At 61.4% G+C, this 16,272-nt stretch carries 20 protein-coding genes; 14 read left to right on the top strand and 6 right to left on the bottom strand.

All coding sequences use genetic code 11. The features are described from left to right. Position 1 precedes the first annotated feature (1 nt). On the top strand, positions 2 to 331 hold the full coding sequence (locus ACZCWR_RS26930; RefSeq protein ID WP_487306067.1) for a hypothetical protein: 330 nt from the start codon (positions 2 to 4) through the stop codon (positions 329 to 331). Here ACZCWR_RS26930 and ACZCWR_RS26925 read toward each other — a convergent pair. Continuing rightward, positions 328 to 648 (bottom strand): HNH endonuclease, encoded by a 321-nt coding sequence (locus ACZCWR_RS26925; protein WP_487306066.1) that lies wholly within the window; start codon positions 646 to 648, stop codon positions 328 to 330. The genes ACZCWR_RS26930 and ACZCWR_RS26925 overlap by 4 nt on opposite strands. Before the next feature lie 140 nt (positions 649 to 788). Between ACZCWR_RS26925 and ACZCWR_RS26920 the strand changes: the two genes are divergently transcribed. Then, entirely contained in the window at positions 789 to 1,091 is a 303-nt protein-coding gene (locus ACZCWR_RS26920) for a hypothetical protein (RefSeq protein ID WP_487306065.1), read from the top strand. A 2-nt stretch (positions 1,092 to 1,093) separates the two neighbouring features. Here ACZCWR_RS26920 and ACZCWR_RS26915 read toward each other — a convergent pair whose 3' ends face one another. Together ACZCWR_RS26915 and ACZCWR_RS26910 are read right to left on the bottom strand one after the other, a co-directional pair. Continuing rightward, entirely contained in the window at positions 1,094 to 1,516 is a 423-nt protein-coding gene (locus tag ACZCWR_RS26915) for a hypothetical protein (RefSeq protein WP_487306064.1), read from the bottom strand. 128 nt (positions 1,517 to 1,644) lie between these two features. Then, positions 1,645 to 2,391 (bottom strand): PA3715 family protein, encoded by a 747-nt coding sequence (locus ACZCWR_RS26910; protein ID WP_487306063.1) that lies wholly within the window; start codon positions 2,389 to 2,391, stop codon positions 1,645 to 1,647. 373 nt (positions 2,392 to 2,764) lie between these two features. Here ACZCWR_RS26910 and cyoA point away from each other — a divergent pair, with 373 nt between their 5' ends. The 8 genes from cyoA (at position 2,765) to ACZCWR_RS26870 (ending at position 10,238) form a co-directional block, all read left to right on the top strand. After that, on the top strand, positions 2,765 to 3,661 hold the full coding sequence (cyoA, locus tag ACZCWR_RS26905) for a ubiquinol oxidase subunit II (protein WP_487306062.1): 897 nt from the start codon (positions 2,765 to 2,767) through the stop codon (positions 3,659 to 3,661). A gap of 3 nt (positions 3,662 to 3,664) precedes the next feature. Next, complete coding sequence (cyoB, locus tag ACZCWR_RS26900; RefSeq protein WP_487306061.1) at positions 3,665 to 5,674, top strand: cytochrome o ubiquinol oxidase subunit I; 2,010 nt, start codon at positions 3,665 to 3,667, stop codon at positions 5,672 to 5,674. Continuing rightward, entirely contained in the window at positions 5,674 to 6,288 is a 615-nt protein-coding gene (gene cyoC, locus ACZCWR_RS26895; RefSeq protein WP_487306060.1) for a cytochrome o ubiquinol oxidase subunit III, read from the top strand. Before cyoB ends, cyoC begins: the two co-directional genes overlap by 1 nt. Continuing rightward, positions 6,288 to 6,632: a cytochrome o ubiquinol oxidase subunit IV gene (gene cyoD / locus ACZCWR_RS26890; protein ID WP_487306059.1), complete on the top strand. Its 345-nt coding sequence runs from the start codon at positions 6,288 to 6,290 to the stop codon at positions 6,630 to 6,632. Before cyoC ends, cyoD begins: the two co-directional genes overlap by 1 nt. Before the next feature lie 161 nt (positions 6,633 to 6,793). Beyond that, on the top strand, positions 6,794 to 7,321 hold the full coding sequence (locus ACZCWR_RS26885; RefSeq protein WP_487306058.1) for a 2,4'-dihydroxyacetophenone dioxygenase family protein: 528 nt from the start codon (positions 6,794 to 6,796) through the stop codon (positions 7,319 to 7,321). A gap of 68 nt (positions 7,322 to 7,389) precedes the next feature. Next, positions 7,390 to 8,691 carry an MFS transporter gene (locus tag ACZCWR_RS26880; RefSeq protein ID WP_487306057.1) on the top strand — a complete coding sequence of 434 codons (1,302 nt, stop codon included), beginning with the start codon at positions 7,390 to 7,392 and terminating at the stop codon, positions 8,689 to 8,691. 14 nt (positions 8,692 to 8,705) lie between these two features. Further along, a complete protein-coding gene (locus tag ACZCWR_RS26875) occupies positions 8,706 to 9,434 on the top strand; it encodes an SDR family NAD(P)-dependent oxidoreductase (RefSeq protein ID WP_487306056.1) in 729 nt (242 codons plus the stop codon). 3 nt (positions 9,435 to 9,437) lie between these two features. Then, a complete protein-coding gene (locus ACZCWR_RS26870; protein ID WP_487306055.1) occupies positions 9,438 to 10,238 on the top strand; it encodes an IclR family transcriptional regulator in 801 nt (266 codons plus the stop codon). On the opposite strand, the gene ACZCWR_RS26865 is transcribed toward ACZCWR_RS26870, so the two are convergent. Continuing rightward, positions 10,235 to 11,584 carry an AarF/UbiB family protein gene (locus ACZCWR_RS26865; RefSeq protein WP_487306054.1) on the bottom strand — a complete coding sequence of 450 codons (1,350 nt, stop codon included), beginning with the start codon at positions 11,582 to 11,584 and terminating at the stop codon, positions 10,235 to 10,237. The two genes, ACZCWR_RS26870 and ACZCWR_RS26865, sit on opposite strands and share 4 nt — an antisense overlap. 320 nt (positions 11,585 to 11,904) lie before the next feature. Between ACZCWR_RS26865 and ACZCWR_RS26860 the strand changes: the two genes are divergently transcribed. The 3 genes from ACZCWR_RS26860 (at position 11,905) to ACZCWR_RS26850 (ending at position 13,793) form a co-directional block, all read left to right on the top strand. Then, entirely contained in the window at positions 11,905 to 12,339 is a 435-nt protein-coding gene (locus ACZCWR_RS26860; protein WP_487306053.1) for a hypothetical protein, read from the top strand. A gap of 7 nt (positions 12,340 to 12,346) precedes the next feature. Further along, positions 12,347 to 13,282 carry a serine hydrolase domain-containing protein gene (locus ACZCWR_RS26855; RefSeq protein WP_487306052.1) on the top strand — a complete coding sequence of 312 codons (936 nt, stop codon included), beginning with the start codon at positions 12,347 to 12,349 and terminating at the stop codon, positions 13,280 to 13,282. Positions 13,283 to 13,403: 121 nt separating this feature from the next. After that, on the top strand, positions 13,404 to 13,793 hold the full coding sequence (locus ACZCWR_RS26850) for a hypothetical protein (RefSeq protein ID WP_487306051.1): 390 nt from the start codon (positions 13,404 to 13,406) through the stop codon (positions 13,791 to 13,793). Here the strand turns inward: ACZCWR_RS26850 and ACZCWR_RS26845 are convergent. Continuing rightward, the gene (locus ACZCWR_RS26845) at positions 13,783 to 14,250 is read right to left on the bottom strand and encodes a response regulator (RefSeq protein WP_487306050.1); all 468 of its coding nucleotides are present in this window, start codon (positions 14,248 to 14,250) and stop codon (positions 13,783 to 13,785) included. The two genes, ACZCWR_RS26850 and ACZCWR_RS26845, sit on opposite strands and share 11 nt — an antisense overlap. 226 nt (positions 14,251 to 14,476) lie before the next feature. Between ACZCWR_RS26845 and ACZCWR_RS26840 the strand changes: the two genes are divergently transcribed. Continuing rightward, complete coding sequence (locus ACZCWR_RS26840) at positions 14,477 to 14,716, top strand: hypothetical protein (RefSeq protein WP_487306049.1); 240 nt, start codon at positions 14,477 to 14,479, stop codon at positions 14,714 to 14,716. Positions 14,717 to 14,720: 4 nt separating this feature from the next. On the opposite strand, the gene ACZCWR_RS26835 is transcribed toward ACZCWR_RS26840, so the two are convergent. Then, positions 14,721 to 16,271 (bottom strand): efflux transporter outer membrane subunit, encoded by a 1,551-nt coding sequence (locus tag ACZCWR_RS26835; protein ID WP_487306048.1) that lies wholly within the window; start codon positions 16,269 to 16,271, stop codon positions 14,721 to 14,723. Position 16,272: the final 1 nt, after the last annotated feature.

The following is a 16,272-nucleotide window of genomic DNA, read 5'->3' as shown; positions in this document are numbered from 1 at the left end:
CATGAAGACCAACACGATCACGGCGAACATCGATATGCCGGAAGGCGCGGTCAGCGCCGAGTTTCAAATCGATACGGGACGGCTGCGGATTCTTGAGCGCGGCAAGCTGCGCGTGGAACTGTTTCCGCCGCAGTCGTGGTTCACCATTGCATCGGTGGCGGGGAATAGTCGCTGGGGCACGCGGCCGCGTGAGCGCGATCTGTATCTCGTCGTCGAGAACTTCATCCTGCAACGCTTCGGGATGTCGGCGTATCGCGCCGATCCGGCTGCTGCTTGCGAACCGTCCACCGTGTTGAATTCGAAGCCCGCGATGGTGCGCACGCTCGCCTAACGCTTGCGCGCCGCGCGGCGTGTGCGTTCGTGGAAACCGTCGGGCTTGGTCTTGACCCAATCGACGAAGCTGCGCACGTCTTCGTGCGCGAGGAGCGCATCGACGGTGGCGTATTGCTGCGCGAGTTCCTTCTCGGTGAACAGCGCGTGCAGTTGCCGGTGACAAATCCGATGCAGCACGGCGGTTTGACGGCCGCCCTGCGACTTCGGCACGAGGTGATGAAGATCGCGCTCCGCGACCGGCACCGGACGGCCGCACAGCGCGCACACTTCCTCTTGCGGCGGGTGATACCACGGTTCGGGCGTGCGTCGGGCCATCGTTGTCTCTCGTTGCGGATGCCTTCCAGTTTACGCCGCATGCGTTACACGCGTTCTCGCGGCTATTTTGTTTTCGGTTCGGGCATGGCACCATGAAGACGCGGTTCACCGACCACGTTCACCGATAGCCGGGAGAAGCCATGGAAGTGAGCATCAGCGAATTGACGGGGTTGCTGGCGGAACTCGAACAGGAAGATCCCGTGGATTACGGCGATCTCCCGTTCGGCGAGCAGGAATTGCGGAGTCTGGTGCTGGGCTCGCTGCTGGAGCGGCATCGCGCGCTACAAGCGAGCGGGTTAGATTCGGGCGATGTGAATCTCACCTACATGCTCAGCACCGCGATGCTCGTCCTCGAAAATCTGGTGCTGCATGCGCGGTTGCTGGTGTTGCAAGGCAACCGGATCGATGTGAATGCGCTGCTGAGAAAGTATTCGGCGGGCTGAACTCAAAAGCTGCGTCGCGCGGGCGGACGATAACCGCGAATCTGTTTCAGCGCGGCATGCGACGCGGCGGACAACCCCGCCATCTTGTCCATGCTCGCGCGCAGATCGATCTGCGTTTGCGCGATGGCATCGCGCAACAGCGTGAGGCGCGGCGTGATGGTGTCGTCGAAGGACTCGCCACACGCGAGCAGCGCTTCGGCATCTTCGCGCGTCTCGCGCAATTCCATGACATTCACCTTGCTTTGCGCGATCAGGCGTGCGTGGCGCTCGGCGGCATCGCCCAGACCGATGGTGCGCATGCGTTCGACAAACTCGCGCATGGAGCGCATGGAGACGTCGCCGGCGTCGTAGGCGAGGAATTCGGCATCGGGGATGGATAGCGAAAGGCGGCCTTCGCTGGTCTGGAATTCGATCTTGGTGGGCATGTTCATCGCACGGCAAATTTAAGATGGACGGATTGTAGGAACGCCCATGCCGTGCGCCTTTAAGACGAGTTCGAATCTGGCTGCCGCCCGGGCGAACGGAGTGTTTCGCGCGGGCGATGCCTGCGTCCTCAGGACGCGTCGCTCATGCCCTTCGGGATCGCGTAGTGTCCGTTGCGGTAGTCGAGCGTGAACGTGGCGCGCACCGGCGCGTCATCGTGGCTCTTGCACTCGCCGCCGACCTTCTTATCGACCGAATGAATCGACTTCTCCGATACCTTCAAGGCCGCCACGCCGTTTGAACCGATGGCGCCCATGTCGATGGTTCGCGTCGTGGTGTCGTAAGACGCGGAGCACTCGCCGCTGTCTCCACTGCTGTTGGATTCCACTGTGAGTCGATCGAGCACGGTCCGCAGCTTCTGGCCTTCGATCGCATAGAGACTCAACGCAGTCGTTCCGAACGAATCGGCGCGCGACAAGCTCTGATTACTCACGCGCACACCAAACGCGCGGTTGTCCTTCGATAACTGATAGCGCGCCGTGTCCAGCGTGAGACCCGAGAAGCGAACCGCGTCCGACGTGATCGCGGAAGGCTGATAAACATGCGCGATGATCGTGCCCGTCGCGCGATCCGCGACCAGCACTTCCAGATCGAAGATGCCCTGGTCATCGCTGTTGTCTGCGTGCGGGAAAGGAAGCGCCGCAACCATCAACGCATCGTTGGCGGGCCAGTCCTTGCAGACCGCATGGTCTGTATCCAACGTGCGCTGCGGATGTAACTTGTTCATCCACGTCTGGAAGTAATCTTCGCAACCCGCATGCGCGAGCACGGGCAAGATCAGCGAGGCCGCCAGCGCGAGCCAGTTCTTTTTCTTCATGTGCTTGTTGTCCTTGGTGACCCTGAAGATCACAGATTCTTCAAAGCCCGACATTCTGCAACGCCATGTCTTCCCAAAGTCCTCCGGCGACATGTTTTGACAGGTGTCCCAAGTACCGCCAGACAACAAACTGCGACAACTTTCCCCTTGCGCATTCATTGCCCATTCGTTCCACATTCAGGCAATCAATGCCGTCATAAAGCAACTCTCAAGCACTGCCTCGCGTCACGGTGTCGCACATTCTCTCGATGCGACCAAATTCCATCATTTATCAATTGCGCGAAAAATCATGCATGGCATGATCGCGACGCGGCAAAAGCCGTGGACGGCGTTCTTCCCGGGACGCTTCGATTCTCAAGAACCAGCGAATGCAATGAATGAAAATACTCCACGTTTAGCAAGGCCATTGTTATCGGGGTTGTTTGCCAGTCTGTGCCTTGCGGGATGCAACATGAACGAGCTGCACGTGTTGGATTCCAAAGGGGCGATCGGCAAGGCGGAAGTCTCGCTGATCGCCACGTCGGTCTACGCGATGCTGATCGTCGTGATCCCGGTGATCCTGCTCACCCTGTTCGTCGCCTGGCGCTATCGCGCATCCAACACCCGCGCCACCTACGCGCCGAAGTGGGCGCACTCCACGATCATCGAAGTCCTCATCTGGACCATTCCGACGATCATCATCCTGTATCTCGGCATCCTGACGTGGCGCACCACGCACGCGCTCGACCCGTACAAGCCGCTCGAATCGAACGTCAAGCCGATCCGCGTGGAAGTGGTCGCGCTCGACTGGAAGTGGCTGTTCATCTATCCGGATCTGGGTATCGCGTCGGTCAATCAGCTCGCGTTTCCGGTGGACACGCCGGTGAACTTCCAGATCACGTCGGATTCGGTGATGAACTCGTTCTTCATCCCGCAACTCGGTGGCCAGATCTACGCGATGGCCGGCATGCAGACCAAGCTGCATCTGATCGCCGATCACGCGGGCGATTACGCGGGGCTCTCCGCGAACTACAGCGGCGCGGGTTTCTCGGACATGAAGTTCCGGGCGCTCGCCATGTCGCAACAGGATTTCGACGCGTGGATCAAGAACGTCAAGAACGCGCCTGAAAATCTCAACATGGATGTGTACGCGGGCGTCGCCCGTCCGAGCGAGAAGGTCGCGGTGCGGTATTTCTCGACCGTCGATCCCAAGCTCTTCAACAACATCGTCGCGAAATATAACGGCGGCCGTTTCGATGTCAACGGTGCCAACTGTGTAACCAAGGGGTAAGCCATGTTCGGCAAACTAACGCTCGAGGCGATCCCGTATCACGAACCCATCATCATGGGGGCGACCGCCTTCATGGCGCTGATGGTGCTCGCGACGGGACTCGTCATCACCAAACTCGGCAAGTGGGGCTGGCTGTGGCGCGAGTATCTGACGTCCACCGACCACAAGCGCATCGGCGTCATGTATCTCGTGCTCGCCTTCCTGATGCTCCTGCGCGGCTTCGCCGATGCCGTCATGATGCGCGCGCAGCAGGCCATCGCGATGGATTCGCCGGGCATTTTCCCGCCGCATCACTACGACCAGATTTTCAGCGCGCACGGCACCATCATGATCTTCTTCATGGCCATGGCGCTGCTGGTCGCGTTGTTCAACCTCGTCCTGCCGCTGCAGATCGGCGCGCGCGACGTCGCCTTCCCGATGCTCAACTCGCTGTCGTTCTGGATGACGGCGGCCGCTGCCCTGCTCGTGAACATTTCGCTGTTCGTCGGCGAGTTCTCGAAGGCCGGCTGGCTCGCGTATCCGCCGCTCTCGGAACTGCAGTTCAGTCCCGACACGGGCGTCGATTACTACATCTGGGCCTTGCAGATTTCCGGCGTCGGCACGTTGCTGTCAGGCGTGAACTTCTTCGTCACCATCGTGAAAATGCGCGCACCCGGCCTCACGTGGATGAAGCTGCCGGTCTTCACGTGGACGGCGTTCTGCGCGAACGTGCTGATCATGGCGACGTTCCCGATCCTGACCGTGGCGCTCGCGTTGCTGGGTCTGGACCGCTACGCCGGCATGCACTTCTTCACGAACGACGGCGGCGGCAACCCGATGGTCTATCTGAATCTGATCTGGGCCTGGGGTCACCCCGAGGTCTACATTCTGATTCTGCCGGCCTTCGGCATTTATTCGGAAGTGGTCGCCACGTTCTCGAAGAAGCCGCTGTTCGGCTACAAGACGATGGTCTACGCGACGTGCTGCATCATGGTGCTGTCGTTCCTCGTGTGGCTGCATCACTTCTTCACGATGGGTTCCGGGGCGAACGTGAACGCGTTCTTCGGCATCGCGACCATGATCATCTCCATTCCGACCGGCGTGAAGATCTTCAACTGGCTGTTCACGATGTACCGCGGCCGCGTGCAGATGAACTCGCAGATTCTGTGGACCATCGGCTTCATCATCACGTTCACGATCGGCGGCATGACCGGCGTGATGCTCGCGATTCCCGGCGCGGACTTCGTGCTGCACAACTCGCTGTTCCTGATCGCGCACTTCCATAACGTGATCATCGGCGGCGTGGTGTTCGGTTACTTCGCGGGCGTGTCGTACTGGTGGCCGAAGGTGTTCGGCTTCAAGCTGAACGAGAAGCTCGGCAAGGGCGCGTTCTGGTGCTGGTTCGTCGGCTTCTTCGTGGCCTTCATGCCGCTGTATGTGCTCGGCTTCATGGGCGCGACGCGCCGCATGAATCACTACGACAACCCGGCATGGCAACAGTATTTCATCGTCGCGGCCGTGGGCGTGGCGATCATCGCGCTGGGCGTGGCGTTCCAGGTGGCGCAGATCGTGGTGTCGGTCATCAACCGCAACAAGCCGGAATATCGCGATGTCACGGGCGATCCGTGGGGCGCGCGCACGCTCGAATGGTCCATCAGCTCGCCGCCGCCGAAATACAACTTCGCGCGCATGCCGATGGTCCGCGAACTCGACGCCTTCGCCGACGCGAAGGAAACCGGCCGCAGCCTCTACGAAGGCGCGTTCCGCGACATTCACATGCCGTCGAACACGAGCGCGGGTTTCTTTATCGGCGCGTTCAGCCTGGTGCTGGGCTTCGCGCTGATCTGGCATATCTGGTGGCTCGCGATCGTGGGCGGGCTGGGCATCGCGGTGAGCGCGATCGCGCACAGCTTCCTGAAGAACGAGGGTTACATCATCCCCGCATCGACCGTCATGGCCATCGAAGGTCATAAGGGTCCGCAGACGCCGCTCAAGGCAGGCGCTGCGCGCGATGTGGAACTGGAGGTCGTTTAATGTCGTCGCAATCGATGCTTTCATCGCAACACGAGCACGCACATGAGCACGAACACGTGCCGTCGCAATCGGTGTTCGGCTTCTGGGCCTATCTGATGACCGACTGCGTGCTGTTCGCGTCGCTGTTCGGCACCTTTGCCATGTTCGCGATGCAGACCGCAGGCGGCCCGACCGCCCGCGATCTGTTCAACCTGACGGATGTCGGCTACGAAACCGCCCTGCTCCTCACGAGCAGCCTGACCTTCGGCTTCGCGATGATCAACGCGACGCGCCAGAAGTCGTGCATGACGCTGGCGTGGCTTGGCGTCACGTTCGCGCTGGGCGCGGGCTTTCTGTATCTGGAACTGCACGAATTCGCGCATCTCGCGGCGGAAGGCGCGGGTCCGGGACGCAGCGCGTTCTGGTCGGCGTTCTTCACGCTGGTCGGCACGCACGGTCTGCACGTGACCGTCGGCATGATCTGGATGATCGTCCTGATCGTGCAGATGCTGCTCAAGACCGGCACCGACGAACGACGCCTGCGTCGCCTCGCGTGCCTGAGTCTTTTCTGGCACTTTCTGGACATCGTCTGGATCTGCGTGTTCTCCTTTGTCTATCTTGCGAGTGTCGCGTAATGGCTCAATCACATACTCATCATGACGCGCATCACAGTGACATTCCGCATGTCACCGTGAAGGGTTATCTGATCGGTTTCGTGCTGGCGGTCGTGCTGACGGTAGGTTCGTTCTGGGCCGTGAAGTCGGGCGCGTTCAAGGGCGAAAGCGCGGTCATGGCGCTGGCGGTGCTGGCGGCCGTGCAGGTGATCGTGCATGTCGTGTTCTTCCTGCACGTGAACACGTCGAAGGGACAGCGCTGGCATGTCATCTCGTTTGCCTACACCATCCTCATGTCGATGATTTTGATCGTCGGCACGGTCTGGGTGATGCATAACGCGCAGATGTTCATGATGGCGCGATAGGCCGTCTTCGGTTCATCTTTGCCGTGAAAAGCGGGCCTGCACACGCAGGCCCGCTTTTTTTTCATCGTCACGCCAACGCTTGACAAGCTGCCTCAAAGCAGCCGATCATTTGTCCATAATCTGATTCATAAATCCACAATATGGACAAAGGAGACGCGACGATGCCCGCGCCCAAACCTACGGCCGATGCGATGACGCCGTATCAACTCCCCTTCCCTAAAGAAGCGCAGAAGGAAATCGTCGTTCCCGCCGCGATTCCCACCGACGAGCGCGAATGGGTGCCGCAAGCGGAGAACGTCTGGTTCCGTCCGCTGTGCCTGAACGTTTCCACCGGCTATTGGATGAACCTCCTGCGCGTGCGCAAGTCCGGCGTGCTGTCGCGGCACCGGCATCCGCAAGCGGTGCATGGCATGGTGCTCAAGGGCCGCTGGCGCTATCTCGAACACGACTGGGAAGCGGTCGAAGGCAGCTATGTGTTCGAGCCGCCCGGCGAGACGCACACGCTTTACGTGCCCGAAGACGTGGAGGAAATGATCACGTATTTTCAGGTCAACGGCGTGATGTTCTATTGCGATCCGTACGGCAACTACACCGGTTACGAAGACGTCTTCACCAAGGTCGACATGTGCCGCAAGCACTATGAATCCGTCGGACTCGGCGCGAATTTCGTGGACCAGTTCATCCGCTGACTAACCTAACCCCGCTAACCCCGCTAACCCCGAAGCCTCGCAGAAGCGCATTCGGAGGAGACGACAACATGCTGGAAAAATCACCGCGCCTGAAGCGCCTTCAGATCGTCGCGATCGCGTTTCTCACGCTCGCGGGCATCGTGAATTATCTGGACCGCAGCACGCTGTCCATCGCGAATCATTCGGTCTCGCAGGAACTCGGGCTGTCCGCTTCGCAGATGGGCTTGCTGCTCTCCGCGTTCTCGTTCGCGTATGCGTTCTCGCAGTTGCCCATCGGCGTGATGCTGGACCGCTTCGGCGCGCGCATCATGCTCGGGCTCGGCATGTTCGTGTGGTCGATCGCGCAATTGTTCGGCGGGCTGGTGACCAACCTTCAGCAGTTTTTGATCGCGCGGATTGCGCTGGGCATCGGTGAAGCGCCGCAGTTTCCGGCGGGCGCGAAGGTCGTCTCCGAATGGTTCGCGCAGCGCGAACGCGGCAAGCCGACCGGCATCTTCGTGACGTCATCGACCATCGGGCCGGCACTCGCGCCGCCGATTCTCACCGTGCTCCTGCTGTCGTTCGGCTGGCGCAACATGTTCGTCATCATGGGCGTGTTGGGGATCGCGGTGGCGATTGGGTGGTACATCGTGTATCGCAATCGGCGGGATATTGCGCTGGAAACGCAGGAGCTTGCGCACTTGACCGAGGGCGAACCGGCGCAGCGCGCGGAGCGTCGCATGACGTTCGCCGAATGGCGCGGCCTGTTCGGCAAGGCGACGACGTGGGGCATGATCTTCGGCTTCATGGGCGTGATCTACATGGTGTGGCTGTATCTCACGTGGCTGCCCGCGTATCTCGAACATGAGCGGCATCTGACGATTGCGAAAACCGGCTGGGTGGTGACGATTCCCTATCTCGCGGGCACGCTCGGCATGCTGTCGTCGGGCTTTATCGCCGATGGTCTGATGGCGCGCGGCGTCGCGCCCATTCGCAGCCGCAAGTGGCCGATTTGCTCGGGGCTGATCGGTGGCGCGCTGTTCACGGTGCCCGCCGCGTTCACGCCGAATCTCACGCTGGCGATCGTCTATCTGTCGGCGGCGATGTTCTTCGTCAACATGGCGAGCGGCGCGGCGTGGGCGCTGGTGTCGGTGGCGGCGCCGCGTCACATGGTAGCGTCGCTCGGCAGCATCCAGAACTTCGGCGGTTACTTCGGCGGCTCGTTCGCGCCGTTCATCACGGGATTGGTGGTCGACAAGACGCATTCGTTCGTGAATGCGTTTCTGATCAGCGCGGCCGTGGCGTTCGCGGCGGCGCTGGTTTATATGTTCGTGGTGCGCTCGCCGATCGAAGATGTCGATGCCGACCCCGCCGCCGTTCCCGTCGTCTGATTTCAGAAATCGTCATGACTTTTCAAGCTGATTTGTTCGAAGGCAAGCGCGTGGTCGTCACCGGCGGCACGCAGGGAATCGGTGCGGGCATCGCGCGGCAATTCGCGATGCTCGGTGCGCGCGTGATCGCGGCGGGACTCGCGCCGACCGACGCACAACGCGATGCGCTCGGCGCGCGCATCGAACTCGTCGAACTCGATGTCGCCGCGCCCGAGAGCGTGGCCGCGCTGTTCGGCAAGCTCGACACGCTCGATGTACTGGTGAACTGCGCAGGCATGATCCGGCGCGGCGAGGAACACGACATCGACGTGTTCCAGCGCGTGATCGACGTGAATCTCAACGGCACGATGCGCATGTGCGCCACGGCGCGTCCGCTGCTGGCGAAAACGCGCGGCTCGATCGTCAATACCGCATCGATGCTGACGTTCTTCGGCGGCGGCCTCGTGCCCGCGTACAGCGCGAGCAAGGGCGGCGTCGCGCAACTCACGAAGTCGCTCGCGATTGCCTACGCGGCGGATGGCATCCGCGTGAACGCGGTCGCGCCCGGCTGGATCGCCACGCCGCTCACGCAAGCCTTGCAGGAAGACGATGGCCGCTCGCAAGCCATCCTCGACCGCACGCCGATGAAGCGCTGGGGCCTGCCGGAAGACGTCGCTCGCGTGACGGCGTTTCTCGCGTCGCCGGCGGCATCGTTCATGACCGGAACCGTGGTGCCCGTCGATGGCGGCTATCTGATCGCTTAAGTCATGTCCGCCGAATCGTCTTCTCTCGATGCCGCCAAGGCCACCGGCACCGCCGCGTTCTCGAAGTTCATGGCGGTGTTGCAACTGATCGCCGATGCCGCGAGCGAGCCGCCGAACATCGCGCAACTTTCGAGCTTGAGTGGCTTTCCGCGTCCGACGGTGTATCGCATTGTCGGGGCGTTGATCGCGGAAGGGCTGGTGATCGAAGGCCCGCGCGGCGGATGTTATGCGCTCGGGCCGCGTTTGCTGTCGCTCGCGAGCCGGAGTTGGGAGCGCTCGGATTTGCGCATCGCGGCCACGGATGCCTTGCAGACGCTGCGCGATGTCACGCAGGAAACGGTGCATCTGGCGGTGCGTAGCGGATCGGAGATGGTGTACATCGAAAAGCTCGAAAGCCCGCATGCGGTACGGATGGCGTCGCGTGTCGGCACGCGCGTGACCTTGTATTCGAGTTCGGTGGGCAAGGCGTTTCTCGCGACGCTCACGCCCGACGAACGCGATGCCGCGTTGCAAGGCATCACGTTGCAGCGCTTCACGCCGAACACGATCACCGACCGCGCTTCACTCTTTGCCGAACTCGACGCCACCCGCACGCGCGGTTACGCCGAAGACCGCGAGGAAAACGAGCCGCAAATCTTCTGCTACGGACGCGCGATCGTCGGCGCGGATGGCGCGGCGCTGGGCTGCGTGAGCGTGAGCATTCCGTTGTTCAGAAAGAGCGCGACGCCGTTGGAGACTTACGTCGAACCGCTCGAAGTTGCGTGCCGCGCGATTGCGCAAGGCATGAGTCCAGGCACGCGCTAACGTCTTTGCGTTTGCGCGTTGTCGGCCACATGCGCGATGAGCCTCGGCAGACGCGGCAAGATCTGCGGCCAGTGCGTGGCTTCGCGCGCGAGATGCGCGACGAGTCCATGACATCCCAACTGATCCGCCGCCAGCCGCGCGATGACCTTGCGCGCGATCTTCCACACATCGACATCCGGCGCGACTTCATGCGCCATGCGCTCGATCGCTTCCACCGAACGCGACAGCATGACCGCGCGCGAGGCGATCCGCCCATGCGCCGCGCTGAACATATGCTCGACCGGCGCGCGGCCGATGGCATCGAAAAGATGCGACACGCCGAACTGATGACGCGCATGCGGCGACGAAAACCGTTCCGCTTCCCGGCGATACGTCGATTCCACCCGCACTTCGTGATGCTGCCCGTTTGACTCCGGCCGTCCATGTTCGAGATGCGTGCGCGCGGCGGCCTTGTGATCGCCGTCGAGCAATGCATCCGAAACGCCGACGAGGAATTCGCGCTCGTGGGCGGCGAAGAACATCGACGGGTTATCGGCTTCGAGCACGAGTTGTCCGCGCGTGTCGTCCTCGATGCTCACGCGCGCGCCCGCTGCATCCAGTCCGGCGTGGTACAGCCCCTGGCCGAGCGCCATTTCGAAGAACGCCTCGATGAGCGTGGCGACGAGGTCGGCCTGATCGAAACCGTGCATGGCGAGCGCATGGGCATCCGACAGTGCGATGGTGTCGATGGCGCGCGTGGTCAGCACGTTCTCGTTGCAGTAGTCCCAGAGCACTTCGGGCACGGCGAGGCGATTGTCGTCCTGCAGGCGAAAACGCAGATAGCTTTGATCGGCGGCGCGCTGGCGCAGGTCGATCATGGCATCGACGTTTTCCTTGGCGCGCTGCATCCATTGCGCGGCGTGGAGGCTTCGGGCCTTGGTCGAGCGACGCTCGGCGAAACGCGCCGCCGCGAGCGCGAGGGAGAGATCGTCGTCGAGTTCTTCGCGCGTGTCGGGCCGCAATAGCGTAATGCGCACCCGCGTTTCGCCGATGCGCGCGGCGTGCGTTTGTTCGGCGAGTCCCATGCGCAATGGCGTGGCGCTCACGTCGATCACGCGTGCGGGTGTTGTTGTCGCGAGGGCGGCGATGCAGGCATCGGCGAAATGCGGGGCATCGTAAGGCTCGAATAAACCGTCCATTTCGACGAGCGCCACGCGCACCGCCGTTTCCGCCAGCGCCGGATGCCGCGCGAGCGCGCCCGAGGCCGCTTCCAGCACGCGCGGAAGCTGACGCAGCACGGGCACGCCGGCGGTCAGCGGCGCGGCGCGCGCACCGTGCGACGCGAAAAAACGCGCTACGTGCTGCATGGAAGCGCCTTCATCGGTCAGATGGCTTTCGCGAACGAAAGCGCGGCCGAGACGGTAGAGCGTCGCGAGTCGTCGCACGGGGAAAAGAGTTTGTAGGTAAAGAGACTTAGATGTAACACGAATTGAGAGAACGTGCTGATGAAACGGTTCCAGATGCAGTCTCGTCAAACTTTGTTGAACTGACTATGCCGACGCTCGTGTCCTATTGCGGATTTTTTCCTGCGTTTGTAAGCTGGAAATGCCGGCTTGATTGAGCGGCGAGATGCATGCAAAAAAGCAAGCATAACGAATAGATTACACGTGGCAATCAAAGACCGGATATGTCATCTATCGTGCGTAACGTTTTTCTGTGCCTTTGCCTGGCGATATCGTCAGGTGCTCGTGCTTGCGTGCCTGGCGAGAACTTCGATATCCATTTCAATCGAAACAGCGCCGAGGTTCCGACTTCGGAAGTCCTGCGGCTCGCTGATTGGGTAAGCAAACAAAGAGCCGACTATGGCAAGCACGTTACGAAGGAAACAACGCAGATAAGCGGCCATGCAGAAACGACCGAGCATATTCCGCAGACGCTCGCGGACGCCCGCTTAGTAGCCGGAACACGCCTCCTCGCCCAACTCGGCTTTCTGAGAGGCGAAATTGAAACGGATACGCATATCTACGAACGCACTCGGTTGATCGATGGCAAGCGAGTCGAGATTTCGTTCCTGCCCGAATGTCCTAACGTTTGCTGTCCTGCCCATTCCGAACTTCCATAGGCCCGCTATGAATCGATCGACATTCGGCTTGAGCAACGCGTTGCACGAAGCACCGTCCATTCGCACATTCGTGGCTTGGAAGAACGGTCAGCCGCTCATCGAACATTTCCGGCATGACCTCACTCCGCACACGCTTGAGGAAATCAACTCGATTACCAAAAGCGTAGTGGCGCTGGCAATAGGCATCGGGCTGGATGAAGGTGTGCTTTCCAACCTCGATATTCCGCTCACGCACTATCTCCCAGAAGCCCGCGATCCCTCTTTCGACAACCGCGTGCGCCGCATCACCCTCGCGCACCTCCTGACCATGACCGCCGGTTTCGAATGGAACCCCGCCGACATCGACGACTGCGTGCTCGGCGCATGCGAACGCTTTCCCGACGCACAAGAGCGCCTGCGCTTCATCCTCTCGCGTCCATTCGCGCACGAACCGGGCGAACGTTTCATCTACGACTCGCACGCGGTGCATCTTCTATCCATCGTGCTTCAGCGCGCGACGGGCATCACGGTCGAGCGATACATCGCAGCAAGAATATTCGCGCCGCTCGGCATCGAGCATTGGGAATGGATCGGCGATGAATCCGGCCATACCTTCGCCGCGCGCGGTCTCATGTTGCGCACGCCCGACCTTCTGAAAATCGGCTTGCTGATGCAAAGCCAAGGCCGCTGGCACAACGCCCAACTCATCAAAGCAAATTTTCTGAAAGACGCTACCCGCGTCCACAACGAAGCCGGCCCGCCACACGCCGACGCCGCATACGGCTATCTCTGGTGGATCGCGCGAGACTCGCGCTATGTATTCGCCGCAGGCTACGGCGAGCAATTCCTCTTTATTGCCTCAAAGCAGCAATTAGTCGTGGCAGCAACCTGTGATGCGGACGACGTCCACAAAGGCATACGCCATCTATTCGAAACTTATCTTCTCGGCGATGCATCGCTCTAAGCGCAACCAAACCGCGCGCTCTTTGTGTATTTTTTTGTTGAACTTGATACCAGAATAATCCTAATCCGGTATCTTAATAAAAAGACAGCAGTACAAATCAGCACTAAATACCGAGAGACTCATGCAGCACGAAGGCGAAGCAACACAAGACAGCCTCGCAGAGGCGATGACCATTCTGGGACGCATCGGCGCAGTCGTTTGTCATGAGCGCGGACCGAAAACCGACACAACGCTCCTCACCACATTGGCGTCGAATCCGGCGGAAGGGTTCTGGCAGGCCATCGCGTGTCTGAACGCTCGCTGCCCGTCCGCGGCCACTCATCGATGCGCGTTACTCACGGCCAAGCGTCACGAAATAGCGCGGCTCGCGCGCGCCTTGCCGCATCCGTTGCCGGCGAATGTACCAGCCTGCGAACAGGCGCCCTTCTGGGCGGGATACTGCGAGTTCTGGGAAGAAGTATCGAAAGCGCACGTGCAACAGGAATCCGAAGCTCAGCACGTCAACGCATGAGCACCGCACGCGCGTTCGCATCCACGCAAAAATACTGACGCAGCACATCGATCATCGTGTCCAGCGCCGTGGGCTTCACGAAATAGCCGTTGAAACCCGTGCGCTGCGCACGGTTCCAGTCCTGCGGATCGGTGCGGCTCGTGTGCGCGAGCAGCAGCATGCCGAGATCGATCGCGCGGATGGCTTCGGCGGCTTCCCAGCCGTCGCCGAGCGGCATCGTCAGATCGAGCAGCACCACGCCGGGACGCCACTTGCGCGCGGCCGTCACGGCATCCAGTCCGGTGTGCACGGTGCGCACGCTGAAGCTTGAATCCTCCAACGCAAGCGAGATGGCGCGCGTCGCTTCCATGTCGTCATCGGCGATCAACACGCGCGGCTCGTCATGACCGCCCGGGCGGGTCGGAATCTGCCAGATGGCCTGATCGGGAATACGGTGATAAAGGTCTTGGCGATTCATGCGCGAGCCCTCGGAATAAGCGGACCTTCAAGCAACGTTTGTTCCGCTGAAGCGGCATCATCGCTCGATGCAGTCTTCATGCGGCCCGCGAACGTTACACTTGGGGATTACCCGATGCGCCCACGTGCCCTCGAATCGGGCACGGTATGAAGCATTTGCACCGTGTTGACCGGATCGCACCCGTGGCGGTCACGCACTCAACTTATCGTCGATAAAAGGCAGAAAGATGTTCGTCGTGTATTGGCTGGAAGCGCGCGCCGAAACGAATGGTCAGGCGCATTTCAAACGCTTCGAAGCCGACGCGCTCGCCGAAGCGCTGCGGTATGCAGAGGAATTGCGCAAACGTCAGGCAAGCGGCGAGGATATCGCCTTCGTCACGCTGTGCAGCGAGAATCCGCAATCGGTGGGCAAGCCCGGCGCGGCCGATCCGCCCGCCGATTACGAATGGAAGAAGCGTCGCCGTTAAGCGCTCACGAACCCGCGACGCTCTGATCGTTTTCCTGCCATCCGCCGCCGAGCGACTTATACACGGCGATCAGATTCGTCGTCACGTTCACCGTCGATTGCGCGAGTTGCGTGCGCGTTTGCGCCAACTGACGCTCAGCATCGAGCACGGTGACAAACGGCGTAATGCCCTTGCGATAACTATCCGTCGCCAGATTCAGACTGATGCGGTTCGCCTCCACCGTGCGCACGAGCGCCGCGCGCCGGTCCTGCTCGGTGCGATAGTTGACGAGCGCGTTATCCACGTCCTGCAACGCGCTAAGCACGGTCTGCCGATACTGCAACGCCGCCTGCCCCGCCTCGGCCTTCGCCACACGTACGTTCGCACGCAACGCGCCACCCTGAAAGATCGGCAGCGAAATGCTCGGCCCGACCGACCAGAACAAGCTGGACCAGTGCGCGAGATAGCTCGCCCGCAGCGCCCGCGTGCCGATTTGCCCCGTCAGCGAGATATCGGGATACAACTGCGCGACCGCCACGCCCACTTCGGCGGTGGCCGCATGCAATTGCGCCTCGGCCTGACGGATATCGGGACGCCGCCGCGCCAGCGTCGATGGCAATCCGATCGGCACCGTCGGCGGCACGGGCGGCGCGGCGGTCGGTGCATCGGGCGCGCTGGAAAGTTCGGCATCCAAAGTACCCGGCGCGCTGCCGATGAGCACGGCGAGTCCCGTCATGGCCTGCGCGATCTGCGCATCGAGCGACGGAATCTGCGCCTGCAAGGTGCCGACCTGCGCGCTCGCGCTCTGCACATCCTGCTGGCTCGTCAGGCCGACGCGCGCCTGTTCGCGCGTGAGATCGAGTATCTGCTGCTCGGCGTCGATCTCGGCCAGCGTGATCTGCTTGATCGACTGCGCTCCACGCAACTGCGAATACGTGCGCGCGACTTCGGCTTCGAGCGAGACGAGCGCATCGTTGCGGCTTTCGATCTGCGCCTGCGTCTGCGCGTTGGACGATTCCACCGAGCGCCGCACGCGCCCGAACAAATCGAGTTCCCACGATGCATCGAAACTATCTTGATACAGCCACGTCGGCGCGGTGATCGAATCCAGTCCTTGCCGAACCTGCGCGCCATTCGCGCCGAGTTGATTGATCTTGTCGTACACGCCCTGCGATTCGAGGATGCCCTTCGCGCCGAGTTGCTCGCGCATCACGCTGGCGCTCGCGTTCACTTGCGGCAAGCCCGCCGCCGCCGCGGACACGCTCTGCTCGCGCGCCTCGACGATGCGCAACACGGCCACCTGCAAGTTCAGATTCCCCGCGACGGCGCGATCGATCAGCGAATCGAGCATTGGATCGTTGAACTGCTTCCACCAGCGCGGATCGGGATCGGCGGCGGTCTGCACGACCGAAGGCGAATCCGCGTGCGGCACGCGCGTGTCGCTCTGCGCGTTTTGCGAGCGTTGCGTGTCGCTCCAGTTGTCGGGAACATCGGCGGTCGGCTGTTTGAAGTCGGGGCCGACGGCGCACGCGCTCAGCAGCAGCGCGAAACTCATCAGGGAAAGTCGCGGTGTCATC

It is taken from the genome of Caballeronia sp. A2-2 (genome assembly GCF_057612605.2).
The sequence above is the reverse complement of the archived record's forward strand: the minus strand, read 5'-3'. Positions and strand labels throughout refer to the sequence as shown.